This is a genomic window from Citricoccus sp. (assembly GCF_035445025.1).
Taxonomy (GTDB): Bacteria; Actinomycetota; Actinomycetes; order Actinomycetales; family Micrococcaceae; genus Citricoccus.
Map to the genome: position 1 here is coordinate 43,830 of NZ_DAOMPX010000019.1, position 20,317 is coordinate 64,146.

The 20,317-nt window shown below is 71.4% G+C and carries 18 protein-coding genes and 1 tRNA gene; 15 read left to right on the plus strand and 4 right to left on the minus strand.

The genetic code is table 11. The features are described from left to right. Positions 1–23: 23 nt before the first annotated feature. A complete protein-coding gene (gene serC, locus PLJ28_RS08165; protein ID WP_183523417.1) occupies positions 24–1,151 on the minus strand; it encodes a phosphoserine transaminase in 1,128 nt (375 codons plus the stop codon). 304 nt (positions 1,152–1,455) lie between these two features. On the opposite strand from serC, the gene PLJ28_RS08170 reads away from it, so the two are divergent. The 7 genes from PLJ28_RS08170 to PLJ28_RS08200 all read left to right on the plus strand — a co-directional run bounded on the left by PLJ28_RS08170 (position 1,456) and on the right by PLJ28_RS08200 (position 9,200). Then, positions 1,456–2,163 carry an iron-dependent transcriptional repressor DtxR gene (locus PLJ28_RS08170; protein ID WP_183523419.1) on the plus strand — a complete coding sequence of 236 codons (708 nt, stop codon included), beginning with the start codon at positions 1,456–1,458 and terminating at the stop codon, positions 2,161–2,163. 360 nt (positions 2,164–2,523) lie between these two features. Then, positions 2,524–3,453, plus strand: a complete 930-nt coding sequence (locus PLJ28_RS08175) for a C40 family peptidase (RefSeq protein ID WP_298042060.1) — start codon at positions 2,524–2,526, stop codon at positions 3,451–3,453. A 320-nt stretch (positions 3,454–3,773) separates the two neighbouring features. Next, complete coding sequence (locus PLJ28_RS08180; protein ID WP_010144995.1) at positions 3,774–4,268, plus strand: HNH endonuclease; 495 nt, start codon at positions 3,774–3,776, stop codon at positions 4,266–4,268. Between the two features lie 40 nt (positions 4,269–4,308). Further along, a complete protein-coding gene (locus PLJ28_RS08185) occupies positions 4,309–4,716 on the plus strand; it encodes a hypothetical protein (RefSeq protein ID WP_183523423.1) in 408 nt (135 codons plus the stop codon). Further along, on the plus strand, positions 4,713–6,596 hold the full coding sequence (locus tag PLJ28_RS08190; protein WP_183523425.1) for an ABC transporter ATP-binding protein: 1,884 nt from the start codon (positions 4,713–4,715) through the stop codon (positions 6,594–6,596). The genes PLJ28_RS08185 and PLJ28_RS08190 overlap by 4 nt, the downstream gene beginning before the upstream one ends. 112 nt (positions 6,597–6,708) lie before the next feature. Continuing rightward, a complete protein-coding gene (locus PLJ28_RS08195) occupies positions 6,709–8,391 on the plus strand; it encodes a flavin monoamine oxidase family protein (protein WP_298042057.1) in 1,683 nt (560 codons plus the stop codon). Positions 8,392–8,396: 5 nt separating this feature from the next. Continuing rightward, positions 8,397–9,200: a carbon-nitrogen hydrolase family protein gene (locus tag PLJ28_RS08200; protein ID WP_183523427.1), complete on the plus strand. Its 804-nt coding sequence runs from the start codon at positions 8,397–8,399 to the stop codon at positions 9,198–9,200. 37 nt (positions 9,201–9,237) lie between these two features. Here the strand turns inward: PLJ28_RS08200 and PLJ28_RS08205 are convergent. Both PLJ28_RS08205 and PLJ28_RS08210 read right to left on the minus strand, forming a co-directional pair. After that, positions 9,238–9,314, minus strand: a tRNA-Arg gene (locus tag PLJ28_RS08205). 101 nt (positions 9,315–9,415) lie between these two features. Beyond that, on the minus strand, positions 9,416–10,138 hold the full coding sequence (locus PLJ28_RS08210; RefSeq protein ID WP_183523429.1) for a hypothetical protein: 723 nt from the start codon (positions 10,136–10,138) through the stop codon (positions 9,416–9,418). A 105-nt stretch (positions 10,139–10,243) separates the two neighbouring features. Between PLJ28_RS08210 and pcrA the strand changes: the two genes are divergently transcribed. From pcrA to PLJ28_RS08235, 5 genes are all read left to right on the plus strand, one after another. Further along, positions 10,244–12,745: a DNA helicase PcrA gene (pcrA, locus tag PLJ28_RS08215; protein ID WP_183523431.1), complete on the plus strand. Its 2,502-nt coding sequence runs from the start codon at positions 10,244–10,246 to the stop codon at positions 12,743–12,745. A 233-nt stretch (positions 12,746–12,978) separates the two neighbouring features. After that, entirely contained in the window at positions 12,979–14,154 is a 1,176-nt protein-coding gene (gene sucC / locus PLJ28_RS08220) for an ADP-forming succinate--CoA ligase subunit beta (protein ID WP_183523433.1), read from the plus strand. A 15-nt stretch (positions 14,155–14,169) separates the two neighbouring features. Further along, positions 14,170–15,105, plus strand: coding sequence for a succinate--CoA ligase subunit alpha (gene sucD, locus PLJ28_RS08225; RefSeq protein WP_183523435.1), 936 nt, complete (start codon positions 14,170–14,172; stop codon positions 15,103–15,105). Positions 15,106–15,752: 647 nt separating this feature from the next. After that, positions 15,753–16,151: a YidH family protein gene (locus tag PLJ28_RS08230; RefSeq protein ID WP_010145236.1), complete on the plus strand. Its 399-nt coding sequence runs from the start codon at positions 15,753–15,755 to the stop codon at positions 16,149–16,151. Between the two features lie 20 nt (positions 16,152–16,171). Further along, a complete protein-coding gene (locus PLJ28_RS08235) occupies positions 16,172–16,507 on the plus strand; it encodes a DUF202 domain-containing protein (RefSeq protein WP_183523437.1) in 336 nt (111 codons plus the stop codon). A gap of 4 nt (positions 16,508–16,511) precedes the next feature. Here PLJ28_RS08235 and PLJ28_RS08240 read toward each other — a convergent pair whose 3' ends face one another. Then, positions 16,512–18,062, minus strand: coding sequence for a sodium:solute symporter family protein (locus PLJ28_RS08240; protein ID WP_183523439.1), 1,551 nt, complete (start codon positions 18,060–18,062; stop codon positions 16,512–16,514). Between the two features lie 109 nt (positions 18,063–18,171). Between PLJ28_RS08240 and PLJ28_RS08245 the strand changes: the two genes are divergently transcribed. From PLJ28_RS08245 to PLJ28_RS08255, 3 genes are all read left to right on the plus strand, one after another. After that, complete coding sequence (locus tag PLJ28_RS08245; RefSeq protein ID WP_183523440.1) at positions 18,172–18,747, plus strand: helix-turn-helix domain-containing protein; 576 nt, start codon at positions 18,172–18,174, stop codon at positions 18,745–18,747. Between the two features lie 82 nt (positions 18,748–18,829). Next, complete coding sequence (gene speB, locus PLJ28_RS08250) at positions 18,830–19,831, plus strand: agmatinase (protein WP_183523441.1); 1,002 nt, start codon at positions 18,830–18,832, stop codon at positions 19,829–19,831. Next, the coding region (locus PLJ28_RS08255) for a thiamine pyrophosphate-binding protein (RefSeq protein WP_324590022.1) at positions 19,828–20,317 on the plus strand (490 nt) is incomplete at its 3' end. The genes speB and PLJ28_RS08255, both read left to right, overlap by 4 nt.

The window sequence follows — 20,317 nt, forward strand, 5'->3', positions numbered from 1 at the left end:
TCCTGCCGTGCCGGCCGCCGGCCTCAGCCCAGTCGCTCGACGACGTGGTCGATGCAGGCGAGCAGGGCCGTCACGTCGTCCGGCTCGATGGCCGCGAACGTCGCGATGCGCAGCTGGTTGCGGCCGAGCTTGCGGTAGGGCTCCACGTCCACCACGCCGTTGGCGCGCAGGATCGTGGCGACGGCGGCGGCATCGACGTCGTCCGAGAAGTCCACGGTGGTGATCACGGCGGAGCGGTCCTCGGGGCGGGTCACGAACGGCGTGGCGAAGGACGAGTCCGAGGCCCAGGTGTAGACCCGGTTGGACGAGTCGGACGTGCGAGCCGTGGCGAAGTCCAGGCCGCCGTTGTCATTCATCCAGCGCAGCTGGCTGTCCAGCATCACGAGCGTGGCCAGGGCCGGGGTGTTGTAGGTCTGGTTCTTCAGCGAGTTGTCCACCGCGGTCTTCAGGTCCAGGAAGTCCGGGATCCAGCGGCCCGAGGCCTTGACCTGTTCGACACGCTCCAGGGCCGCGGGGGAGAACAGGGCCAGCCACAGCCCGCCGTCGGAGGCGAAGTTCTTCTGCGGGGCGAAGTAGTAGGCATCGGCCTGGGACACGTCCACCGGCAGTCCACCGGCTGCCGAGGTGGCATCGATCAGCACCAGGGCGTCCTCATCCGCCCCGGCCACGCGCTGCACGGGGGCGGCCACGCCGGTGGAGGTCTCGTTCTGCGGCCACGCGTAGACGTCAACGCCGGCCTCGGCCCGCGGCTCCGGCCGCGTCCCGGGCTCCGCGGTGAGGATGGAGGAGGCCTCCAGGAACGGCGCCTTGTCCGTCGCCTTGGCGAACTTCGACCCGAACTCGCCGAAGGACAGGTGCTGGGCGCGGGACCGGACGAGGCCGAACGAGGCGGCGTCCCAGAACGCGGTGGACCCACCGACGCCGAGGATCACCTCGTAGCCCTCGGGGGCAGAGAACAGCTGCGTCAGGCCCTGGCGCACGCTGCCCACGAGGTTCTTCACCGGTGCCTGGCGGTGGGACGTGCCCAGCAGCCTCGGTCCGGCGTCGACCAGGGCCTGGACCTGGTCCGGGCGGACCTTGGACGGACCGGCGCCGAATCGTCCGTCCCGGGGAAGCAGCTGCTGGGGAATGGTCACCTCGGGTGTGCTCATGCGATCTCCTGACTCGACGGTCGTCCCGGAACGGGGCGTGCGACCCGGGGGCGGGCGGCGTTGCCGCCACGCCGGTCGCGACTCCCCATTCTCCCGCATCGACCCCGGACCTCGGGATTCGTGTCGGGCCCGGGTGTGGTCCCCGTCAGCCCGTGCACCACCCTGTCGACGGGGCCGACCGGTGATCCCGGGTGATCCCCGCCGTGGCTAGGATGGTTGGTGCGGTCCCGCGTGCGGGCCCGGCCTGACTCCCCGGCCGGGTGGTCACCCATGGACCATAGGGACCTGGAGAGGAAAGTCAGAAGTGACGGATCTGATCGACACCACGGAGATGTACCTCCGCACCATCCTCGAGCTCGAGGAGGAGGGGATCGTGCCGTTGCGGGCACGCATCGCCGAACGCCTGGAGCACTCCGGGCCGACCGTCTCCCAGACCGTGGCGCGGATGGAACGCGACGGCCTGGTGCATGTCAGCACCGACCGGCACCTCGAGCTCACCGAGGGAGGCCGTGCCAAGGCCGTGCAGGTGATGCGCAAGCACCGCCTGGCCGAGCGACTGCTGTCCGACGTCATCGGGCTGGACTGGGCCTACGTCCACGAGGAGGCCTGCCGCTGGGAGCACGTGATGAGCGAGAAGGTCGAGCTGCGCCTGCTGGAACTGCTGGACCATCCCGTCGACTCCCCGTACGGCAACCCGATCCCGGGACTCGACCAGCTCCATGCGCCCATGAGCGGCGCTCGTTCAGCCCTGGAGCACGGGGTGGCACTGTCGGTGGCCGCCGGTGCTCCGGGCCGGTACACGGTGGTCCGCCTCACCGAGGCCATCCAGACCGACCCTGAACTGCTCTCGGAGCTCGCCCTGGCCGGTGTCCGCCCCGGGCAGGACATCGAGATCGCACCCCGTGACGGCTACATCACGGTGCGCGCCGCGGACGCCGCGGAGGGCGGGGTCGCCCTCGAGGTCTCGCAGGATGCGGCCGCCCACATCCGCGTGGAGCGCAGCCTCCGCTGACCGGGCTCCCGGGAGTCGGGGAGGCGTCCCGGTGTAGGTCACGGCTCCATCACGCGCGACGCTCGATCACGACGTGGGATAAATCACTTCGTCACCATTTTCGGTCTCCTTCTTGCCGCCGGACTAGGCACTTCCTGATGAGTTGCTGGGCGGGGTCCAGTGTTATCCACAGCCCGTCGTGACCTGAGTGTGACATTGGTAAACGTTTCATATACCTTGGAGCCCGGCCCTTCGGCGGGATTCCCGAGGAAGAGCCGGCCGGTGTCTTGCCAATCCCCCCGCAGCCCGGTGCCCTTTCAGCAGTCGTCCATCATGGCGGGGGCGGGTCAGGCCCGGCGGCACGTGAGAGAGGTATATCCCGTGTCGAAGCGCAGCTCCGTTGCACGTCACCGCGCCACCCCGGTCACCAGCAACCCGCTCGAGGCCATCTCCAAGGCAGTGTCCGCCAACGCCGGCACCGTCGGCCGCCAGGCGGCGGTCGTGGCGGCAGCCTCCGGCCTGGTCCTGACCATCGGCATGCCGGCCCAGGGCGCCGACACTGCCGTCCGCGCCACCACCAGCATCCCGGCCCCGGGCCTGGACATCGAGCGTGCCGCGTCCGTCGCCGCCGTCAACGTCACCGCCGCCAAGGACGTCAAGGTCGAGCTGAACCGCGCTCCCGTCGCCTCCAAGCCCGCCCCGGAGCCCGAGCCGGAGCCCGTCGTCGAGGCCCCCGCCCCGCAGCCCGCCGCCGCAGAGGCCCCCGCCGCCGCGACCACCACCCGGTCCGCCGAGCCCACCACCCGTTCCGCTCCGGCCGAGCGCCCGGCCCAGGCCGAGCGCTCCACCGAGCGCACCGTCGAGCGCGCCTCGCGGACCGACCAGTCCGCCCCGCGGACGACCACCACGCAGTCCGCTCCGAAGCCCGCCGCCACGCCGGCCCCGAAGCCGGCGGCGGAGCGTGGCGGCCTCAGCGGCGTCGTGGCCGCCGCCTACTCCGGCGTGGGCGTGCCCTACGTCTACGGCGGCAAGACCACTGCCGGCTGGGACTGCTCCGGCTTCACGGCCTGGGCCTACCGCCAGGCCGGGATCACCATCCCGTCCTCGACCTCCGCGATCCGTGGCTCCGGCCTGTTCGTGCCCACCTCGAACCCGAAGCCGGGCGACCTGGTGTTCCAGAACGGTGGCGGCCACGTCGGCATCTACGTCGGCAACGGCCAGATGATCGGTGCCCAGAACCCGTCCGTCGGCACCTTCCAGCACCCGGTGACGCGCAACCCGCTGTACGGCTACTACACCTACGTCGGCTGACCACCGACCACCTGCCCGGCCACCGGCCGGGTGACGACTGCTACGAGGGCCCCTCCGGACACGGAGGGGCCCTCGGTCGTCCCCGGCATCCCGGGAGGGTGGTCGCCGGCGGCCGTGCGGGCGCGTGAACGCGGCATGACCGGTCCGTGAACACTGCCCGGGACACGCCCGGCGTCGGGGGCCGCGGTCACGCGCCCGGGGGAGCGGCGCGTATCCTGAACCTGATCGCCCCCGATACACTCCGCAGACGCCGGATGGCCGGGTCGGTACCCGGCAGGCGATCCGGCGCCCGCGGCACCCCCGAGCCGCGAGGTCATCCCATGCGCACTCTGGTCCTGAACGCCGGCTACGAGCCGCTGTCCGTCGTCAGCTATCGCCGTGCCATCCTGCTGGTGGGAACCGGGAAGGCGAGCGTGCTCGCCGACGGCGGGGACCCCGTCGTCGGGCCGACCTGTACGGTGATGCGCCCGGCCGTGATCCTGCTGAACCGCTACATCCGGATCCCGCATGCGGACACCGCCGCAGTCTCCCGCCGCGGTGTCCTGCGCCGGGACGGACACCAGTGCGGGTACTGCGGACGGTCCGCCACCACGGTGGACCACATCCACCCGCGGTCCCGCGGGGGTGAGGACTCCTGGGAGAACCTGGTGGCCTGTTGCCTGAAGTGCAACAACGCCAAGGGCGACCGCACCCTGGCGCAGATGGGCTGGACCCTGCGGGTCACCCCCGCCCGCCCGCGGGGACCGCAGTGGCGGATCCGGGAACTGGAGCGCCCGGCGGAGCAGTGGACCGACTTCCTGGCCGCCGTCGCCTGATCCCGGGAGCCCGGCGCGGGCGCCGACCTAGACTGGTGCGGTGCCCCAGAACGTTCCCGCCCCGTCCCCGCAGGTCTCCGCCCCGCAGCATCCGGCGGACTGGCCGGAGCGGTTGATGGCCGCCCTCGAGCTCTCGGGCGTCAGCCCGGACACCGCCCGGCTCTCCCGAGCCGCGCGGATCGCCGCGGCGGCCTCGGGTCAGGACGACGACGCCGCGGCCACGGCGTTCATCGCCGGCTACGCGGCGGGGCTGGCCGAGGGCTCGGGACAGGCCGGATTCGACCGCGCCCACGCCGCCTCGCTGCGCGCGATCGAGCGGCTCCTCGCGGCGGAGGTCACCGCCCCGTCCGCACATCCCCCGCGCGGACGGGCCCCGGCCGGCGCGACCGACGCGACGGCGGCCGGCGCCCCCGGTGGGACGGCCGAGGACCAGGAGCCCCGGCCATGAGCATGGAACGGGCCGCGTGGATGACGATGTACCGGATGAGCCGCGGCGCCGACCAGGCCGGCCGGGGACTGCGGCCGGGCACCGTACGGCGCACCCTGGACTTCGTCCGCCGGTACAAGGGCAAGCTGCTGTTCTACCTCGTGCTCTCCGTCGTCGGGGCCTTCCTGGGGGTGGCCTCGCCCATCCTCGCCGGGGACGTGGTGGACGCGATCGTCGGCGGGGGGACGTCCGCGCTCATCATCCGGCTGGCGCTGCTGATCGCCCTGGTGGCCGTGCTCGACGCGATCCTGGGCGTGGTGACCCGGTGGCTGTCCTCCGACCTGGGGGAGCGCATCATCTACGACCTGCGCACCGCGGTGTTCGACCACGTGCAGACCATGCCGATCGCCTTCTTCATGCGCACCCGCACCGGTGCCCTGGTCTCCCGGCTCAACAACGACGTCATCGGCGCCCAGACGGCGATCTCCCGCACCCTGTCCGGGGTGGTGATGAACGTGGTCTCCCTGGTGCTGACCCTCATCGTCATGCTGACGACCTCCTGGCAGGTCACGCTGGTCTCCCTGGTGCTGCTGCCGCTGTTCCTGATCCCGGCGCGCTTCATGGGCGGCAAGATCGCCGAGCTGAGCCGCAGCCAGGCCCAGTCCAACGCGACCATGGGCGACCAGATGACCGAGCGGTTCTCCGCGGCCGGGGCCACCCTCGTCAAACTCTTCGGCAGTCCCGCGCGGGAGTCGGCCGAGTTCGCCTCCCGGGCCGACAGGGTCCGGGCGGTCGGCGTGGGGATCTCGGTGCGCCAGTCCGTGTTCATGACCGCACTGACCCTCGTCTCCGCGCTCGCCCTCGCGGCGGTCTACGGCATCGGCGGGCTGCAGGCCCTGGCCGGGACGCTCGAGGCCGGGGACGTCGTCACGCTGGCCCTGCTGCTGACCCGGCTCTACGCCCCCCTGACCGGCCTGGCCAGCGCCCGCGTGGAGATCATGGGTGCCCTCGTCTCCTTCGACCGGGTCTTCGAGGTGCTGGACCTGGAACCGTTGATCCGCGAGCGGCCGGACGCGCGGGCCATCCCGGACGGCCCGGTCACCCTCGAGGTGCAGGACGTGCGGTTCTCCTATCCCAGCGCGGACCAGGTCTCGCTGGCCTCGCTCGAGGAGGTGGCCGTGCTGGACCGCCGGGGCGGGGCCGAGGTGCTGCACGGGATCTCCTTCACGGTGCAGCCGGGGCAGACCTACGCCCTGGTCGGCACCTCGGGCGCGGGCAAGTCCACCATCGCCTCGCTGCTGGCCCGGCTCTACGATGTCGGCTCCGGTTCGGTCCGCTACAACGGCCTGGACGTCCGGGACACCACCTTCGCCTCCCTGCAGGAGACGGTGGGCATGGTCACCCAGGACGGGCACCTGTTCCACGACACGATCCGCGGGAACCTGACCCTGGCCCGGCCCGAGGCCACCGAGGAGGAGGTGTGGGAGGCGATCGACCGCGCCCGCCTGCGGGACGTGGTCGAGGGCCTGCCGGACCGGCTGGACACCGTGGTGGGGGAGCGGGGATACCGGCTATCCGGGGGAGAGCGGCAGCGGATGACGATCGCCCGACTGCTGCTGGCCGCACCGCGCGTCGTCCTGCTGGACGAGGCGACGGCCGCCCTGGACTCCACGTCGGAGAAGGCCGTCCAGGCCGCCCTGGCCGAGGCTCTGGAAGGCCGCACCGCCGTCGTGATCGCGCACCGGCTCTCCACCATCCGCTCCGCCGACCGCATCCTGGTGGTCGAGGACGGGCACGTGGTGGAGGAGGGGCCGCACGCGGACCTGCTGGCCCGCGGGGGCCGCTACGCCGAGCTGTACCGGACCCAGTTCGACGATCCCGTGGCCGGCGCCGGCGGCTGACCCGCCGGGGCGGCCCGCCAGGCGCGGACGGCCTCGTCAGGTCGCTGCCGTGGCCGGGGTGAAGGCCCCCCGGGGGGTGGGCACGTGGCGATGGAGGCCATAGTCTCCTGACGTGAGCATTTTCACGCCGTCCGAGAAGGACACCTCGCCGCTGCCCGTCACCATGTTCGGGCCCGACTTCCCGTTCGCCTACGACGAGTGGCTGGACCATCCCGCGGGCCTCGGCACCCTGCCGCAGGCGGTCCTGGGACGTGAGGTGGCGATCATCGGGGCGGGGCTGTCCGGCATGGTCGCCGCCTACGAGCTGATGAACCTGGGGCTCAAGCCGGTGATCTACGAGCCGACCAGGATCGGTGGCCGGTTGCGCACCCACCGCTTCGACGGCGCCGAGGGGGTGGTGGCGGAACTGGGCGGGATGCGCTTCCCCACCTCGGGCAGCACCTTCTTCCACTATGCCGACCTCCTGGGCCTGGACCACCGGCCCTTCCCGAACCCGCTGACACCCGCCGCGGGAAGCACGGTCATCGACATCGGCGGTGAGACCTTCTACGGCCAGACCCTGGCCGATCTCCCGGAGACCTTCACCAGGATCTCCGACGCCTGGGACGCCGCGCTGGAGGAGATCGGGTACACCGAGATGCAGGAGGCCATCCGGCATCGCGACGTCCCCCGGCTCAAGAGGTCCTGGGACACCCTCGTGGCGGAGTGGGACGACCGGACGTTCTACGACTTCATCGCCCGGTCGAAGGCCTTCGGGTCCCTGTCCTTCCGTGACCGGGAACTGTTCGGCGTGGTGGGGTTCGGCACGGGGGGATGGGACTCGGACTTCCCGAACTCCATGCTGGAGATCCTGCGGGTGGTCCTCACCAACTGCGACGCCGACCAGCGGCTCATCGTGGGCGGCGTCGACCAGCTGCCCCGCGGGCTGTGGGAGTTGCCGGTCCGCCCCGGCGGGCCCTGGCCCAGCGGGACCACGCTGTCCTCCCTCCACCACGGGGCCACGCTGGCCGCCGCCTCGGCCATCGGGAAGGACGACGACGGCCGGTTCTGCGTGCGGGACCGGTGGGGCACCACGCGACGGCACCACGCCGTGGTCGCGACGTGCCACAGCTGGCTGCTGACCACGGAGGTCGACTGCGACGAGGGCCTGTTCTCGCAGGACCTGTGGATGGCGCTGGACCGGACGCGGTACATGCAGTCGACGAAGACCTTCGTCATGGTCGACGAGCCGTTCTGGCTGCGCACGGACCCGGAGACCGGCCGCCAGCAGATGAGCATGACGCTCACCGACCGGCTGACGCGGGGCACCTACCTCTTCGACGACGGACCCGATCGCCCGGCCGCGATCTGCCTGTCCTACTCCTGGATGTCGGACTCCCTGAAGATGCTCCCGCACGCCGTGGACCGCCGGGTCGACCTCGCGCTGAACTCGCTGTCGAAGATCTATCCCACCGTGGACATCCGCGGTCACATCGTGGGCGAACCCGTGACGGTGTCCTGGGAGGACGACCCGTTCTTCCTGGGCGCGTTCAAGGGGGCCCTGCCCGGGCACTACCGCTACAACTACAGGATGTACACCCACTTCATGCAGCAGGGCCTGCCGGAGAGCCAGCGCGGGATCTTCCTGGCCGGCGATGACGTCTCGTTCACCCCCGCCTGGGCGGAGGGCGCGGTGCAGACCGGGCTGAACGCGGTCTGGGGTGTCATGGACTACTTCGGCGGTTCCTGTGCCGGGGACAATCCTGGCCCGGGGGACCTCTTCGACGAGATCGCGCCCGTCGCGCTGGCGGACTGAGCACCGTGCGCGTCGCCGTCTGGCAGTGCGAGCCGCATCCGCTCGACGTCGAGGGGAACCTCCTGCGGCTGCAGGACGCCCTGGACCGGGCGTCGGAACAAGATGCCGACGTCCTGGTGGTCCCGGAGATGTTCACCACCGGGTACGACATCCCCCGCCGGGACACGCATCGGCTGGCCGAGCCGTGCGGGGGTCCGACCGCCCAGCGGATCGCCGAGCTGACCGTGCGCACCGGGGTGGCCGTGGCCTACGGCTATCCCGAACGGGACACCGACGGCACCGTGTACAACTCCGCCCTGCTGGTCTCGGACGGCAGGACGGTCCTGCGGCACCGGAAGATGCACCTGTTCGAGGACCTGGACCGGAGCCGCTTCACCCCCGGGAACGCACCGCCCGCGGTGGCGGACCTCCGGGGGCACCGGGTCGCCCTGCTCATCTGCTACGACGTGGAATTCCCGGAGGCCGTCCGGGCGGCGGCGCTGCGGGGTGCACAGGTCGTCCTGGTCCCGACGGCGAACATGGCCGGTTACGAGATCGTGTCCCGGACCCTGGTGCCCGCCCGGGCCTACGAGAACGGGGTCCAGATCGCCTACGCCAACTACTGCGGGAGCGAGGGCGACCAGGACTATGCGGGGCTCAGCGTGATCTGCGGCCCCGGCGGCGCCGTGGACACCCTGCCGGCGGCGGGTGAGGGCCTGCTCGTGGTGGAGGTCCGGGACGTCGAGGGCGTGCCGCCGTACCTGGCCGACCGCCGGGTGGACCTCTTCGGGCCGGGCGATCCCGGCGACCCGCGGACCACACCGTCCTGAGGACTGCTCGGGCGCCGCCGGCGGCGGAGGAGAGGACTGGTGCCCCCGACCGGAATCGAACCGATGGCCTACCCTTTAGGAGAGGGTCGCTCTATCCTACTGAGCTACGGGGGCTGCAGGGCCCGGACGCCCGCTCGCACGCGCGAGGGCGCGGGTCCACTCGGACATCCTACGCGGTCCCCGGCGGCTCGTGCGTCACCTCCGGGATTCGTGGGTCATCTCCGCCGCGGTTGGCGGGTGAGCGCCCCGGTGCGTTCCCGGGCCGAACGGCGGAACCGCCCGGCGATCATCAGCACGATCCACGCGGTGATGGCCACCAGCAGCACCCAGCGCGCCGTGGTGAAGGCGGAGGCCAGGGCCGCGCCTTCGCCCCCGGACCGCAGCGTCGACTCGATGAGCATGTTCTCCACGATGTCCACCACCGCGAACAGCGCACCGGCGGCGTAGGACACCCAGCGGCCCCAGCCGCGGGGCAGGCACCAGGCGGCCACGGCGGCCACGGACAGGCCCACCGCGATGGGGAAGATGACCCCGGCCGTCTTGTGCACCCAGTTCAGCTGCCCGTGGGCCGGCTCGTCCATGGCGGCGTCCAGCTCGGCGAGGTAGGCGGAGTCGTAGAGGAACTGCTGGTCCGGCATGGGCAGCCCGCCGGACAGCTGCGCCATCTGCGGCAGCACCAGCACGTGCAGGTAGAAGAACATGAACAGGGTGGTGCCCAGCAGGGCGGCCACCAGCATCCCCGGGCTGCCCTCCTTCTGGCCGGAGGCCTCCAGGTCCTGGCGGGCCTGGGCCACCGAGGGGCGGGGGTGCCGGACGGGACCGGCGGCCGACGCCGGGGAACCGCCCCTGACCTCGCCCGGCCGCGGTGCGCCGGACGGGGGGCCGGACCGGCCGGTACCGGGCCTGTTCTGCCGCTTCTTGTTCTTCTTCTGGGACACGTGAACCTCCAGCCTCCCATTATCCCGCCTGCGGGACGGGCCGGAGGACCGGGGCTGTGGACGGCCCCTGAGGGCGTCCCGGCCCTCGGTAGAATGGACGCCACCATGTCCCAGGATTTCCAGACCGCCCTGCCGGGCCTGTTCGCCGCCCGCCCCGCCGACCCGTTCTCCGACGAGCCGGAGTTCGGCTTCGCCTCCACCGCCGGTGCCCACCGCGCGCCCGGCGCGGACGAACTGCTCGAGGGGCTGAACGAGCAGCAGAAGCGCGCCGTGGAGCACACCGGTTCGCCGCTGCTGATCGTGGCCGGAGCCGGTTCGGGCAAGACCCGCGTGCTCACGCACCGGATCGCCTACGCCCTGGCCACCGGCCGGGCCCGCCCGCACGAGGTCCTGGCGATCACCTTCACGAACAAGGCCGCCGCGGAGATGCGCGAGCGGATCAGCGCGCTGATCGGTCCGGCGGCGCAGAAGATGTGGATCTCCACCTTCCACTCCTCCTGCGTGCGGATCCTGCGCCGGGAGGCCACCACGGTCGGGTTGAAGTCCAACTTCTCCATCTACGACTCCGCCGACTCCCTGCGGCTGGTCACCTCGATCGCCAAGGCGCACGACCTGGACCCCAAGCGGTTCGCGCCCAAGGCGATCCTGAACAGGATCAGCGCCCTGAAGAACGAGCTCGTGGACTGCGAGGACCACGCGGCCACCGTCGGCACCTCCGAGCCCTTCGCCCAGGCGGTGTCCGCCGTCTACACCGAGTACACCGCACGGCTGCGCCAGGCCAACGCCATGGACTTCGACGACCTGATCGGGATGACGGTCAACATGCTCGAGGCCTTCCCGGGGGTGCTGGACAACTACCGCCGGCGCTTCCGGCACGTGCTGGTGGACGAGTACCAGGACACCAACCACGCCCAGTACCGCTTGGTGCGGCTGCTCACCGGGCCCGCAGGGGAGCCGGGGGGAGTGGAGACCGCCGGCGGCGAGCTCACCGTGGTCGGGGACTCGGACCAGTCCATCTACGCCTTCCGCGGTGCGGACATCCGCAACATCGTCGAGTTCGAGCAGGACTACCCCGAGGCCGAGACCATCAAGCTGGAGCAGAACTACCGCTCCACCCAGACCATCCTGGACGCCGCCAATGCGGTGATCTCGAAGAACCCCCAGCGCCGGCCCAAGAACCTGTGGACCGCCGAGGGGTCGGGGGAGAAGATCGTCGGCTACGCCGCGGAGAACGAGTCGGCCGAGGCGGAGTGGATCGCCACCACGATCGACCGGCTCCAGGACGAGGAGGGCATCCGCCCGGCGGACGTCGCGGTCTTCTACCGCACCAACGCCCAGTCCCGCTCCCTCGAGGAACGCCTGGTCACGAAGGGCATCCCGTACCGGGTGGTGGGCGGCACGCGGTTCTACGACCGCAAGGAGATCAAGGACGCGCTGGCCTACCTGCGCGTGCTGGACAACCCCGATGACGACGTCAACCTGCGCCGGATCCTCAACGAGCCCAAGCGCGGGATCGGCGACCGCGCCGAGGGGGCGGTGGCGGCGCTGCAGGGCCGCAACCGCTCTACCTTCTTCGAGGCGCTGCGCCAGGCGGACCAGGCCCCGGCCATGGCCACCCGCTCCCTCAAGGCCGTCAACGGCTTCGTGCAGATGATGGACGACCTCGCCCAGGTGGCGGCCACGTCCGGCGCCGCCACCGTGCTGGAGGCCGTCCTGGAACAGACGGGCATGCTCGAGGCGCTGCGTTCCTCCGAGGACCTGCAGGACGAGTCCCGCGCGGACAACCTCGGCGAGCTGGTGGCGGTGGTCCGCGAGTTCGAGAAGGCCAATCCCGGGGGCACCCTGGGGGACTTCCTGGAACAGGTGGCGCTCGTGGCCGACGCGGACCAGCTGCCGGACGCCCCGGACACCGAGGGTGCCGCCCTGGCCGACCAGCTGGGCCAGGTCACCCTGATGACCCTGCACACCGCCAAGGGACTGGAGTTCCCGGTGGTGTTCCTGACCGGCATGGAGCACGGCGTCTTCCCGCACTCGCGGTCCATGACGGACGAGAAGGAGCTGGCCGAGGAACGCCGGCTCGCCTACGTGGGCCTGACGCGCGCCCGACGCCGGCTCTTCGTCTCCCGTGCCGAGGCCCGGTCCCTGTGGGGCCAGCACCAGTTCAATCCGCCCAGCCAGTTCCTGGAGGAGATCCCGGAGACTCTGCTGGTCTGGGAACGGGAGGGTTCGGCCCGGCCCGCGGGCTTCGGCGGCGGTTTCGGCGGCGGCTCGATCGGCGGCCACGGGGGTTCTCGCTATCCCCAGCGGTTCTCCGGTTCCCACTGGGGTGCCGGGTCCGCGTCCAACCGGCCGGCCCGCGCGTCGGGAACCTATGCGGAGGGCGCCGAGCTGACGGTGCCGAACCGGGGCGCCAAGCCCACCCGGGTCCAGCCCAACAAGGAGATCGTGGCCTTGGCGCCGGGGGACGCCGTGGACCACGGCACCTTCGGTCGCGGCACCGTGCTGGCGCTCGCCGGCGCGGGGGACAAGACCGTCGCCACCGTCGACTTCGCCGGAACCGAGAAGCGGCTGCTGTTGCGCTATGCCCCGCTGACCCGGGTGGACTGAGGCCCCCACGGGGCCCTGCCGGCCGGAATGGACGGCCACGGTGTGGCGTGGACTAAGGTAAGGGTTGGAATGCCCGGGGTTTCCCGGACTTCCGGCCGGCTTCCGCCGAGCCGGACACGCATCACTCGATGTCAGGGGTCGGATGGCCTCTTCAGGATCGGGTGCTGCCGTGCCCAGATGCCGCCCGCGGAATCCGTGCCGTCCCCGTTTTCGACGTAGAAGGACTCCAACCCGTGGACCTGTATGAATACCAGGCGCGCGATCTGTTCGAGGCACACGGCGTTCCCGTGCTGGCCGGCATCGTGGCGCAGACCCCGGAAGAGGCCAAGGCGGCCGCTGAGAAGATCGGCGGCGTGACTGTCGTCAAGGCGCAGGTGAAGGTCGGTGGCCGCGGCAAGGCCGGCGGCGTGAAGGTCGCCAAGACCGCCGACGAGGCCTTCGAGCACGCCAAGGCCATCCTGGGCATGGACATCAAGGGCCATACCGTCCACCAGGTCATGATCGCCCAGGGCGCGGACATCGCGGAGGAGTACTACTTCTCCGTGCTGCTGGACCGCTCCAACCGCACCTACCTGGCGATGTGCTCGGTCGAGGGCGGCATGGAGATCGAGCAGCTCGCCGAGGAGCGTCCCGAGGCCCTGGCCAAGGTGCCCGTCTCCGCGCTGACCGGCATCGACGCCGCGACCGCGGACAAGATCGTGGCCGAGGCCGGGTTCCCCGAGGAGCTGCGCGGCAAGGTCGCCGAGGTCCTCGTGAAGCTGTGGGACGTCTTCGAGAAGGAGGACGCGACCCTGGTGGAGGTCAACCCGCTGGTCAAGACCGGCGCCGGTGACATCGTGGCCCTGGACGGCAAGGTCACCCTGGACGACAACGCCGAGTTCCGCCAGGAGGGCCACGGCGCCCTGGTGGACGAGCGCACCGAGGACCCGCTGGAGGCCAAGGCCAAGGCGAACGACCTCAACTACGTCAAGCTCGACGGCGAGGTCGGCATCATCGGCAACGGCGCGGGCCTGGTCATGTCCACCCTGGACGTCGTGGCCTACGCCGGCGAGAACCACGGCGGCGTCAAGCCCGCCAACTTCCTGGACATCGGCGGTGGCGCCTCGGCCGAGGTCATGGCCAACGGCCTGGACGTCATCCTCAACGACGCACAGGTCAAGAGCGTGTTCGTGAACGTCTTCGGTGGCATCACCGCGTGTGACGCGGTCGCCAACGGCGTGGTCAAGGCCCTGGAGATCCTGGGCGACAAGGCGACCAAGCCGCTGGTCGTGCGCCTGGACGGCAACAACGTGGACGAGGGCCGCCGTATCCTGCGCGAGGCCGCCCACCCGCTGGTCACCCAGGCCACCTCCATGGACGAAGGCGCCGACAAGGCCGCCGAGCTCGCCAACGCCTCGGCACAGAAGTAAGGACGGACAGCACACATGTCGATCTACCTGAACAAGGATTCCAAGGTCATCGTCCAGGGCATCACCGGCGGCGAGGGCTCCAAGCACACCGCCCGGATGCTGCACGCCGGGACCAACATCGTCGGCGGCGTCAACGCCCGCAAGGCCGGCACCACCGTGGCCCACAAGGACCAGCACGGTGCAGAGGTCGAGTTGCCCGTCTTCGGGTCCGTGGCCGAGGCCATGGAGGCCACCGGGGCGGACGTCTCCGTGATGTTCGTGCCCCCGAAGTTCGCCAAGGACGCCGCCATCGAGGCGATCGAGGCCGGCATCCCGCTGCTCGTGGTCATCACCGAGGGCATCCCGGTGCAGGACTCCGCCCAGTTCTTCGCCCTGTCCCAGGAGAAGACCGGCGCCGACGGCAAGCCGGTGACCCGGATCCTGGGCCCGAACTGCCCCGGCATCATCACCCCGGGTGAGTCCCTGGCCGGCATCACCCCGGCCAACATCACCGGCAAGGGCGGCGTCGGCCTGGTCTCCAAGTCCGGCACCCTGACCTACCAGATGATGTACGAGCTGCGGGACCTGGGCTTCTCCACCGCCATCGGCATCGGCGGCGACCCGGTCATCGGCACCACCCACATCGACGCCCTCGAGGCGTTCGAGGCGGACCCGGACACCAAGGCGATCGTGATGATCGGCGAGATCGGCGGCGACGCCGAGGAGCGGGCCGCGGAGTTCATCAAGAACAACGTGACCAAGCCGGTCGTCGGCTACGTGGCGGGCTTCACCGCCCCGGAGGGCAAGACCATGGGCCACGCCGGCGCCATCGTCTCCGGCTCCTCCGGCACCGCGCAGGCCAAGAAGGAGGCCCTCGAGGCCGCGGGCGTGAAGGTCGGCAAGACCCCGTCCGAGACCGCGCACCTGCTGCGCGAGGTCTACCCGGAGCACGAGGAACTCTCCTCGCTCTGACCCGGACCCCGATGAGAACGGCCCCCTTCCGCACGCGGAAGGGGGCCGTTCTCATCGGGACCCGACGGTGAGTGCCGTGGGGCCCCGACCCTGGCTTGGAGAACCGGGCTCTACAGAGCCGAGACGATCCAGATGATCAGGGCGATCGCCAGCAAAATGCCGACGATGGTCCAGACAAGACTGCTACCACGCATGGTGTTCCTCCGTTCTCCGCGCTCTGCGGTTCGTCAATGATTATGGGCACAATCGACCCCCTCAGTTCAAGTTCGGCCGTGCTGCGAATCCCCAAGCGGCGGCGGGAATCCGGCTGGATCGGTGCCGCGCCGGGCGAGAGGGCCGGCGGGTCCTTCGCGTGCTCGCCCAGCAGGGTGCGCCAGTGCTGTGACGGTGTTCGGCCCGGGTCAGTCCGAGCAGGATGTCGCGTTCGGGGCCGTGCGTGCGGTGGGCCATCTGCCGGTAGATCTGGCCCTCGGTGATCCCATCGGCCAGATACCGCCGCCACCGCCGCACCTGATCCCGCGAGGGCTCACCGTCCGGGCTGCGGCGGGATGCGGGGAAGGTCGATGCGTCAGGCATCGAGAGGGCGGCTCCGTCTCGGAAAGGCAACAGTCCGGTCAGCCGGACCACCCTCATTCTACGATGGGCCTATGACATCACCCGAGGACGCCGTCACCCCGTCACGAGGGCGCCTGGCCTCCCGGTTGCTGGCCGGGGGCAGGGAGCCCGACCCGCGGTTCACGCTGGCCAACGAGCGCACGTTCCTGGCCTGGATCCGCACCTCCCTGGCCCTGCTGGCCGGAGGGATCGCCGTCGAGGCCTTCACGGGGTCCGTGTTCGACCCGCTCACCCGCAAGGTGGCCGGGTCCGGGCTGCTACTCATCGCGGCCCTGCTCGCCACCACGGCAGGATTCCGCTGGATGCGCGTGGAGCGGGCCATGCGCCAGGGCCGCCCGCTGCCGTTGCCACTGCTGGTGCCGGTCCTGGCCACCGGCGGGGCCGTCGTGGCGGTGGTGCTGTTCGTGTTCATCCTGATGCGGCCCGCCTGAGGCCGGCGGGGACCACCGAGGTGACACTCTTCAGCGCCACCGCCCTGCACCAGGACCCGGGGCTGCAACCGGAGCGGACCGTGATGAGCTGGGACCGCTCCCTGCTGGCGCTCATCGTCACGGCGGCGATGTTCCTGCGCTGGTACGGGGCCGTGGGCCCGCTGGCCCTGGCGCCCGCCCTGCTGAGCGCGGTGGCCGCGCTGGTCATCCACTGGACCCAGCGGCACCGGTACGGGACACAGTCCGCCGGGATCGCCCGGGAACGGGTGCGGGCCGATGCCTGGGCCGTGCTGTGGCTCATGACGCTCGTGACGGTCCTGGCCGTGCTGGGCATCGGGGCGATCTGGTGGACCTGAGCGGTCAGGAGACGGTGACCCCCGGCCGGAGCTCCTCGGTGGCGCCCTCGGTCCGGCGCCGGCGCCAGGCCTCCAGCACCGAGGGGTGCGTCGGGCGGGTCAGCAGGCTGACGACGACGTAGACCAGGGCCGAGGACGCGAGCCCGACGTAGATCGGCTCGTTGGCGTAGACCCCGCCGAACGCCTCGGTGGCCTGGACCTCGAGGACGATCATGGTCGTCAGCGTGCCGACCGTGCCGGCCGCCATCGACCAGGCGGCCCCCGGTCCGGTCCCACGAGACCAGACCAGCCCGCCGAGGATGGCCACCAGCAGGCCGCCGACCAGGATGTCGTAGGCGATCGTCAGCGCCGCCACGACGTCCGGGACCAGGATGGCCAGCACCAGCACGAACAGGCCCAGCCCCAGGACCCACCAGCGGTTGGAGTTCACGTCCTCCTCGAAGTGCCGGGACTGCTCGGCCTCCTCCTCTGCCTCCCGGGCGGCCTGGGCGGCGTCCAGTCGTTCCGGCCGCCGGCCGGCCGCGAGGTCACGGACCAGGGGCACGACGTCGGCCCGGGCCACGGTGGCGGCGGCGATCAGCGCCCCGGAGGCGGTGGACATCATGGCGGCCACGGCGGCGGCGAGCGCGAGCCCGCCGATGCCGATGGGCAGGACGCCCAGGGCGACCGTGGCGAAGACGTCGTCCCGGACCTCGACCTGCGGCATCAGCACGGCGGCGGCCATGCCGATCACGGCCCCGGCCACGCCGTACAGGATGCAGTAGACGCCGGCCGTCGTGCCGCCCCAGCGGGCGACCTGGGGGGACCGCGCCGTGAAGACCCGCTGCCAGATGTCCTGGCCGATCAGCAGGCCGAGGGTGTAGATGACGAAGTAGGTGATGATCGACTGCAGGCCCATGCCGCCCAGGTCGAAGAACTCGGCGTCCAGCCGGGCGGTGAGCCCGCTCCAGCCGCCGGCGTTGGCGAGGGAGATGGGCAGCATCAGGGCGAACATCCCGACGGTCATGATGATGAACTGCGCCATGTCCGCCAGCGTGATGGACCACATCCCGCCGATCACGGCGTAGGCCAGGACGATCCCGCCGCCCACCATGATGGACAGCCAGCGGTCCCAGCCGAACAGCACCACGAAGATCGAGGCGTAGGCACCCGTGGAGGTGGCCGCCAGCATCAGGGTGTAGGCGAGCATGACGATCGAGGAGGCGCGCGTGGCCTCCGAGCCGTAGCGCAGGGTGAGCATCTGGGAGACGGTGTAGATCCGGAGCCGTTGCAGGGACGGGGCGAACAGCAGGCTCAGCAGCAGCACGCCGACGCCGATGGCCGTCACGAGCCACAGGCCCGAGATGCCGAACTCGTAGCCAAGCCCCACGCCGCCGACGGTCGAGGCGCCGCCCAGGACGACGGCGCTCATGGTGCCGGTGTAGAGCATGGGCCCCAGCCGGCGGCCGGCCACGAGGTAGTCCGAGGTGCCGCGGGTGCGGCGCCGCCCCCACCAGCCGAACAGCAGCATGCTGGCGAGGTAGGCCGAGATGATGACGATATTCAGGGTCTGCATGGGGTTCCTCGCGGCTCAGGAGTGTTGCGGGTCACACGGGTGGGGACTACGGTAAACACATGTTGCTCCACAGACAACCCCGGGGCCGTGTCCGGCGCAGGAGGCGTGCGTGAAGTCCCTGCCGATCCAGCCCACGGTCCCGGACCGCGCCATCGGCGGACGCCTGCGCGCGCTGCGGCAGGAGCGGCGGCTGACCATGGACCAGGTGGCCGAGTTCTCCGGTTTGACCAAGGGTTTCCTCTCCCGCGTGGAGCGCGACCTGACCAGTCCGTCCGTCGCGAGCCTCGTGGCCATCTGCCAGGTGCTCGGCGTCTCGGCGGGCGAGATCCTGGACGCCCCGCAGACCGCCGTGGTCCGCCTGGAGAACGCCCCGAGGGTCAACCTGGGCGGGGACGGCATCTCGGAGCACCTGCTGACGCCTCCCGGTCGGCGCGGGCTGCAGCTGATCCGCGCCGTGATCGCCCCCGGGGGCCGGGGGGACGCCGAGCTCTACACGGTGGACTGCGACGTCGAGTCGCTGCACGTGATCAGCGGCAGCCTCGTGTTCATCACCACCGGCGGCGAGGTCCGGCTCGAGGCCGGGGACACCGCCTCCTTCTCCGGCTCCGAACCGCACAGCTGGTCCAATCCCGGTGACCGCGAGGCCGTCGTGCTCTGGGCGCTGGCGGGCCGCCGCCTGAGCTGACGACGCCACCCTCCGCATGCCCCGCCAACCGCCCCCCGCTGCCACCCACCGCATCCACCGCCACCCACCGAGAGGTCACACCATGCTGGAGATCCCCCGCGTCACCGAGAACGGCAACATCGGCCCGGTGAACTCTGCCCTCGTGCCCCGCTTCGGCGGGGCCGCCACCTTCGCCCTGCTGCCCACGGACCAGGAGGCCACCGCTGCCGGCCGGACCGCGGCCGTCAAGGTGGTCGGCGTCCCCTTCGACTCGGGGGTGTCCTACCGCCCCGGTGCCCGCTTCGGCCCGGGGCACGTCCGGCAGTCCTCCCGGCTGCTGCGGCCCTACAACCCGGCCACGGACACATCCCCCTTCGCGCAGGTGCAGGTGGTGGACGCCGGGGACATGGCGGTGAACCCGTTCAACATCCACGAGGCGATCGAGGCGATCCAGGCCGACGCCCTGGCGCTGACCCGGGACGCCGCCTCGCTCCTGACGATCGGCGGGGACCACACCATCGCCCTGCCGCTGCTGCGGGCCGCCGCCGAACGGGCCGGGCGGCCGCTCGCCCTGCTCCACTTCGACGCCCACCTGGACACCTGGGACACCTACTTCGGTGCCGAGTACACGCACGGCACCCCGTTCCGCCGCGCCGTGGAGGAGGGGATCCTCGACACGGACGCCCTCAGCCATGTCGGTACCCGCGGGCCGCTGTACGGCCGCAAGGACCTCGAGGACGACCGGCGGTTCGGCTTCGGGATCGTCACCAGCGCGGACGTGTTCCGCCTGGGGGTGGACGAGGTGGTGGCCCGGCTCCGCGAGCGCATCGGCGACCGGCCCCTGTACGTCTCGGTGGACATCGATGTCCTCGATCCCGCGCACGCGCCGGGCACCGGCACCCCGGAGGCCGGCGGGATGACGAGCCGGGAACTGCTGGAGATCCTGCGCGGACTGCGCGGACTCGACCTGGTGGGGGCCGATGTCGTGGAGGTGTCCCCTGCCTACGACCACGCCGAACTGACCGGGGTGGCGGCCGCGCACGTGGCCTACGACCTCGTCGGGCTGATGGCCGACCTGCGGGCCTCGCGGGAGGGCGCGGCATGACGCCCGGGCCCGGAGCCGGGAGCGGGGCGCGGGGCGGGACCGCGAGGCGCAACGGCGGGGACCTGGTCGTCGAGACCCTGCACGCCCTGGGCGCCCGCACCGTCTTCGGGATCCCGGGCCAGCACGCCCTGGGCCTGTTCGACGCGCTGTCCCGTTCGGAGCTGGAGTTCGTCTCCAACCGGGTGGAGAACAACGCCGCGTTCGCCGCCGACGGCTACTCGCGGGCCACCGGTGAGGTCGGCGTGCTGTTCCTGTCCACCGGGCCCGGCGCGCTGACCGCCCTGGCGGGGCTGCAGGAGGCGTACGCCACCGCGGTGCCGATGGTCGTCGTTGCCTCCCAGATCCCCGTCTCGGGGCTGGGGGCTCGCCGGAAGGGCATGCTGCACCAGCTCGACGACCAGAAGGCCTCGGCGCAGAACGTGACGAAGGCCCAGGTCACCGTGCACCACGCCTCGGGCATCCCCTCGGCCATCCAGGACGCCTGGG